This is a genomic window from Okeania sp., assembly GCF_983059655.1.
This window is the reverse complement of the sequence record NZ_CEZPJD010000391.1, coordinates 1-7,339: the sequence shown is the minus strand read 5'-3', so window position 1 is coordinate 7,339 and position 7,339 is coordinate 1. Positions and strand designations below refer to the sequence as shown.

The window sequence follows — 7,339 nt, the reverse complement described above, 5'->3', positions numbered from 1 at the left end:
TCTAACCCATCGACCACCAAAATTTCTTGGGTCCTTTGGACATAACGAATTAGCTGTACTGGCAGGTAGGGATTGTCCGTCAGTGATTCTGAAACCAACTGGGTAGTTTCAGCAGTTGCTGTTACCTTCACTTGCCAGGTGTGATCGGCATCTGGCAACAGCAATGCCAAGCGTTCTGCTCCAGATATTTCGAGTATTCTTGGGGCTAGCTTTTCGAGCAGTTCACTCAGATCAATGCTTTCATAAAAGGCTTGGGCAGATTTAAAGATTGTTGCCAGGTCAAGAACTGTATTTAGATTCCCGGTCGCAGGTTGAGAGCTACTAGCAGAGGAATGGACAGATAGATTCAATGGTGCAATATTGTGTAAAGTTGCCAGGGGGTCGATAGTTTTTGTCTGCTGAAGAATTGGTTGGAGCAACAGTGCATAGCTCTCTGCCAGGGCATTAGTTTTAGCCTTCGCGCCCCAGCGGTCATAACAGAGATAAGCCTCTTGCAAATAGAGGGTAGCAATTTTATCTTTACCCCAATCCAGATAGAATCTGGCTGCTAATTCATTAGCCAACGCTTCTTCCTGGAGATATTCGTTTTCTTTGGCTCCGGCAATGGCGCGGTCGTAGTATTCCATGGCGGTTAAGCGATCGCCTAATAGTCGCTGCTCCTCCGCGCAAACCAAATCGTATTTATGTTGGAAATTCATCGGAGCGTTATTAGCCCAACGCTTCATTTTTTGTTGATTTTCACTCACCTTGGCAAGAATCTTTTCATCCTCTTTCCCTTGAACGCAGGCTAAATGAATTAATGAATCATAGAAGTAGAAAATCACTTCCATCAGCATTCCTACTGGTCCGGCTATGTATTGTTCTGCTAATTCTGAAGCTGCTAAGGCTTGAGGGTAATCACCCAATATATATAGTAAAGTTGCTTGATTGAAATATAAATAACACAGCCCAAATGCATCACCTTGTTTTTGTTTCGATTGAACATAGACATCAATATCAAATATATATTCTTCTAGGATATCAGTATCTTTTGATCCACTGCTTAGAGCAATAATCGTTCTATAACAATATTGGGTCCAGGAAAGAGGTAGCTTCTGCCGAAGATTAGATAAAGCTTCATTCGCTTTGAGTAATGCTTGCTGAACCTCAGATAATTCTCGTCCAATAAAATACAGGTTGTAACATTTCACAAATATTGCATACGCTGAAAATTCAAAATCTCCATTTTCTAAGCCACTGGTATAGGCTTCTTGCAACATACTCAAACTTTCTTTGACGTGACGTTTTCCATGGATGATAAACGCACTCATCGATTGGTAAACCCTATTGCCCCAAGCCGTAGAATTGGATGTATTTAGCAGCTTTAATGACAAAAGTCCCCATTCATAGGCTCCATCTAAATCTTGTTCTAAGTTCTTTAACAGAATTGCCCAAGCTGAATAGCCATAGGCAGAATAAGGGGAGTTGCCATATTCTAAGGAAAACTTATTGACTATCAAAATAATCAGGCAAAATAAATTTGGAGATACAATCATAGTTGGTGGTATCACCAACATTAAAGTGCTAACAATAGCCAATTTTTCTGGATCGGTGAGAGTCGGCAATGCTATAACCTCATCGAAATTGAATTGGGCTGCAAACTGCTTAAAATTTTCTAGCTCTTGCTTAACATCCTCTAGGGTGGGAGAACTTGGCAAGATAACACCCATCTCCTGGAGCAGAGTACGGGCAATTTTAATGCTAGCGAGGGGCTGATTTTGTCCCAAGCAGAATAGCATCTTGATTTGTAAGATTTTGGCAGTATCCAGGCTGGTCTTTGCTTGGATCGTCACAATTTTAATCATGGCTTCCATCCGTTCCCTATGGCCAGACAGATAGGCAACTTCGGCTGCATTTTCGTACAAATTGAGGGCTAAGGGATAGTTCTGTTGCCAGCCATCTTTCGGTAGGGTTTCGATGGCGATATCAAAGTATTTTAAGGCTGCCCCATAGGCGGTAGCACCCTTGGCCTTGAGGCCTGCACGCAAATTCAGCGATATTAATTGATATTGTTCGTCAGTATGGGAAATCAGGTTTCGACCCATGTTGAGTTGATTGACTATGTCAAAAATATGCTCTTCCTGCTTGTCTGGAGAGATTTTTTCTAATAGGAATCGGCCAATTCGATAGTGGGTTTGTTGTTTTTGCTGTTCTGGAATGAAGGCATAAGCGGCTTGTTGTACCCGGTCATGTAAAAACCGATAGATAACAGTTACTTGATGAGATGTTATTAGCTGAGTTGTTATTGGCTGATTATCTATTTCTTGAAAAAACTTATAGGTTTCATTGTCTGGAATTATCAGTCCAGTCTGGATAGCAGGCCACAAATCATGGGCTAACATTTCTGGAGATTGTTCACAGATCGTTGCTAGGGTATCAAGTTCAAACTGATTTCCTAAACAGGCTGCGATCGCTAAAGTATTCTGGGTTATTTCTGGCCATTGCTGCAATCGTCCGATCATGAATTCAACGACATCATCGGTCAGAGCTAACGGGCGAATCTGGCTCAAATCGCATTGCCAGTAACCCGCATCAGCATTAAATGTAATCCAGCTTTCGGCTTGAAGGCTTTGTAAAAACTGGGTGGCAAAAAATGGATTACCCTGGGTCTTTTGGTACACCAATTCGGCTAATGGGATAGCAATCTCTACCGAACAGTGCAAACTCTCTGCCACTAAATGGTTAATGTCATCCTGTTTTAAGGGATCTAGGGTAAGGGTATGAAAAGTTGTTACAGATTGCTGCAACTCGTCTAGTGTCAGTATCAAGGGATGGGCAGCAGACACCTCATTGTCTCTATAGGCTCCCAGCACCAATAGATACCCCGTCTCTGCCCCAGTTATTAGCAGCTTGAGTAGATTCAATGAGGCTGAGTCAGCCCATTGCAGGTCATCTAAAAAGATTGCTAAGGGATGGTCTGGGGTAGTAAAGACCTGAATAAACTTATCAAACAACAGATTAAAACGATTTTGGGCAGCTATCCCTGACAATTCTCGCACAGCAGGTTGCTCACCAATAATCAAAGCTAGCTCAGGAATCACTTCAATCAGAACTTTTCCCTGTTTACCTACCGCTGCCAGGATTTTGACTTTCCAGTCTGCCAAAGCAACATCCGATTCGCTTAGAATCTGACCCATTAGGCTACGAAACGCTTGCACAAATGCTAAGAAGGGAGTGTTACGGTTGAATTGATCGAATTTACCCTTGATGAAATAGCCCTTTTGTCTGGTGATTGGTTTATGAACTTCATTCACCACAGCAGTTTTACCCACACCAGAAAACCCAGCTACCAACATTAATTCTGCTCTTCCCCCCTGATCAAGAGGGGATGCTACTCTTTCAAAGGCATCCATGAGCATTTGAATTTCTGCTTCCCGTCCGTAGAGCTTTTCAGGAATTAGGAAGCGATCGCACCGATCCTCCTGCCCCAATTCAAACGATTCAATTTGTCCAGACACCTGCCATTGGTGCAAACACTGTTGCAAGTCATGCTTGATGCCCAAGGCACTCTGGTAACGGTCCTCGGCATTTTTGGCCATTAGCTTGAGGACAATATCGGAGAGAGGTTTAGGGATAGATGAATTCAGAATTGTATCCCTGCCTTCTACCTTCTGCCTTCTGTCTTCTGCCTTCTGCCTTTTATAAACCTCACATGGCGATACGGGAGCTTTTGCAATGTGGCAATGGATTAATTCCATCAGGTCACTGCTCTGGAAGGGCAGCTCCCCGGTCAACAATTCATAGAGAGTAACTCCTAAACTATAGAAATCGGCTCGGTAGTCAATGCCCCGGTTCATGCGCCCGGTTTGCTCTGGGGCAATGTAGGCCAGAGTCCCTTCTAAAGTACCAGGACTCTGTAATTCCTGGCTTTCCCTGGACAATAGCGAGGCTAGACTAAAGTCCGTCAGCCAGACTTGGTGGGTGTCAGGATGAATCAGAATATTGGCTGGGTTGATGTCTTTGTGCAGGACTCGCTCCTGACTCAAATGCTGTAGGCTATCTGCTAGCTGTAGAGCAATAGCTATTACCTGTTCTATCGAAAGGCGGCCGTGGGTCCTCACATAGTCCCGTATGCTGATACCCCCTACGTCCTCTATTACTAAGGCATAGCTATGGTGCCAGGAGATTAAGGCCAGGGGTTTGACAATGCCAGGAAAGGCAAGGTTTTTAGCAATTATGTACTGATTGCGAAAGCGGACTAATGTCCTGAAGTTTGGGTATGGCGATCGCAGCACCTTAATTACCACTGATTCCCTATGGTGCTCACTAATAGCCCGGTAAACAGTGGTGTGACTCCCGACATAGAGTTGTGTAGTCAGAGTGTAGCCTGGAATAGAAGGTAGGAGATGATCTAACATACTTGAGCCTCGTTAGGACAGTTTAAATCCTAATTAATTGTATGATTTAAAAAAGATAGTAAGTTGTGAGAAGCATCACTTTAATACCCACGTTATCCGGGTAAAAAAAAAGGTGTATAAATATTTAATTAATTAATACCTGTTATTACATGCAGATTTTGTATTAAAGATAAAATTTCTGCACCTAAATTAGTTTCAGGTAAGGCATTAACTGAAATCCTAACAAATATTAAATCAGAGCAGTTCCACTAAATCTTATATTATCACTTTTTCTATTAAAGCAGCAACTTATGAGAAAGAAAAGGTGTTGAGTTGGGAAGAAATATATCTCTATTTCTTCTCAACGTACCAAGAATACCAAAAAAGTGATTTTTCTCGTGCTGATTAGTTAACAACTGAAGTATTACCCAAGTATAGCAATACTTTTGGGAATTGGTATTAGGGGGTGAGTCCCCTACCTCAGCAAAAAGACTTATTCAGCCCCTACTTAGGTTTAGAGTAGTCAGTAGTCATGAAGTTAAGATGAGTAGCTTTACTTTTTGAATTTAGTATAAGAAATCGGGTTTGTAGGAGGTTAATGCAGTGAACAAGGAACAGGGAACAGAGAAGAAGAAAAAAACTTATTATATTCATATAGCAATATGATTTGAGTTGTGAGATATTGAAAACTTTTAGGGAACAGGGAATAGGGAACAGGGAACAGAGAAAAAGAAAAAAATGTATCATATGAATATAAGAATTGCTATATTCTATACTTTTAAGGAACATCTGAATTCTCACAACTGATTCCTGATTGCTATATAATATAATAATTGCTATATTCTATATTTTGAAGGAACATTTCAATTCTCACAACTGATTCCTGATTGCTATAGAAGCTAAAACCCTTTTGTATTCTCCTGTTGCTTCTCTTGGTGCGCGTTCCCTTTCTTGGTCAGCATTCCCTTTGTTGCTTTGCGCATAGCGCTACACTACCGATGATAGCATTGAGTATTGCTAATTCAAATATTTTCGTTCTATCTCATCTGCTGGAAGTGGTTTGGAGAAAAAATAGCCCTGTCCAAAGTCACACTTTAGGTTTTGGAGCCATAAAAGCTGTTGTTGTGTTTCAATTCCCTCTGCAATAATCGATAATCCTAATTCTTGAGCAAGAGCTATAATTGTGTTCACAATCGGATAACGATTGTCTTCTGAAGTAAATTCGTTGATGAAGGAACGATCAATTTTGAGATTACTGACTGGAAAGCAGTTTAAATATTTCAAAGATGAATAGCCTGTACCGAAGTCGTCAATACTCACTTGAATCTGTCGAGCTTGTAACTCTTTCATCAAGGCGATAGCATTCTCTACATTGCTGATGATAGCACTTTCGGTAATTTCAAGCTTCAGGCGGGCTGGATTTACCTTGGTTTCAGTCAACACTTGCTCAATATCATCTAATAAGTTTGGTGAGTTAAATTGCCGAGGTGAGACATTAACACTCATGGTTAACTCTGGCCATCCCTGCTGATGCCAAACTTGTAGCTGCTGACAGGCTTTTTTTAAAATTAAAATTCCCACAGGCTCAATCAAACCCGAAGTTTCCATCGAAGGGATAAATACCCCTGGAGGAATAATACCTTTATCAGGGTGTTGCCAACGAATTAACGTTTCAAAGCCGACTGTCTTTAAAGTTTCAAGGTGAATAATGGGCTGATAAAATGCAGTAAACTCCTGATTATTCAATGCTCGTTGGAGATCTGCTTCTAGGGTCAAGCGATCGTGAATTTGAGTATGCATCTCCGGGGAAAATATTTGAACACTTCCCTTACCTCTAAGCTTGGCTTGATACATTGCTGTATCGGCAGCTTGGAGAAGTTGCGTCGCTGTTTGACAGGTTTCCTGACTAAAGGCAATCCCCATACTAGCAGTCATATAAATTTCACACTCTCCCACCAAAAAAGGTCTCTGAAAACTGTTCCTAATCGTTTGAACCACCAAATCAATTGCAGCGGTATTAGCCTCAGAAATGTGATTGACTACCCAACAAAAAGAATCTTCACCAAGACGTGCAAGGATATCGCTAGGGCGAGTCAGTTCCAGTAATCGTTGAGCGATGGCAACTAGGAGCCAATCTCCAAACAAGTGACCAAACGAACCATTAACTAAGTGGAAACGATCGCAATCAAGAATAATAACAGCTAAGGTTGAGTCTTCCCTTGCCAAACATTCGGCTAATTGCTCTAGGAGCTTGGTTCGACTGGGAAGTTTTGTCAGGTTATCTTGAGCAATAATGGTTTGCAACTGCTCTGTTCGTTCCTGTATAGTTGCTTCCAACTGGGCATTAAATGCAGCCAATTGCTGATGTTGTTGGCGAATGCGCAGCATTGAACGGATGCGAGCATTGAGTTCTAAGCGGCCAACGGGCTTACTAATAAAATCATCTGCACCAGCTTCTAAACATCGAGATAGAAACAGCTTGGCTGTCAAGGCTGTCACCATAATGATCGGAATAGATTGCCACTGAGGCATTGCTTTTAACTTCTGACAGACTACCATGCCATCCATTCCAGGCATCGCAACATCTAGGAGAATAAGATCGGGTTGAATTGAGTCAAGAGAATCAATTGCTGCCTCTCCACTCTTTGCATAATGTAATTCATAATTGTAGGTTGCGAGCAGGGCTTCAATCACATCGAAGTTATTTGGCTCATCATCCACGATCAGAATAATTGGTGTTTTCATACTTTGACTGCCCCATTGAGCTAACAATATTTAATATCTTACTTCATCTGTAAGTCTCGATATTATCAGTTCTCCACAAAAATGGTCATGCTTTCTGGATAATTACCGCCATTTTCTTGCATCTGTCGCGTCAACAGACAGTCAACCACAATTTTTACAACTTTCAGCGCTTTTCATTTGAGTAGACCACAAAATTATTTTTGGCACTTAGAGTAGGG

At 41.6% G+C, this 7,339-nt stretch carries 2 protein-coding genes; both read right to left on the bottom strand.

Features of this window, described 5'->3' with window-relative positions; translation table 11 throughout:
* The coding region (locus tag AC3DU7_RS20110) for an ATP-binding protein (protein WP_488041082.1) at positions 1-4,397 on the bottom strand (4,397 nt) is incomplete at its 3' end.
* A 996-nt stretch (positions 4,398-5,393) separates the two neighbouring features.
* Positions 5,394-7,148, bottom strand: coding sequence for a two-component system response regulator (locus AC3DU7_RS20105; RefSeq protein ID WP_488041081.1), 1,755 nt, complete (start codon positions 7,146-7,148; stop codon positions 5,394-5,396).
* Positions 7,149-7,339 lie beyond the last annotated feature (191 nt).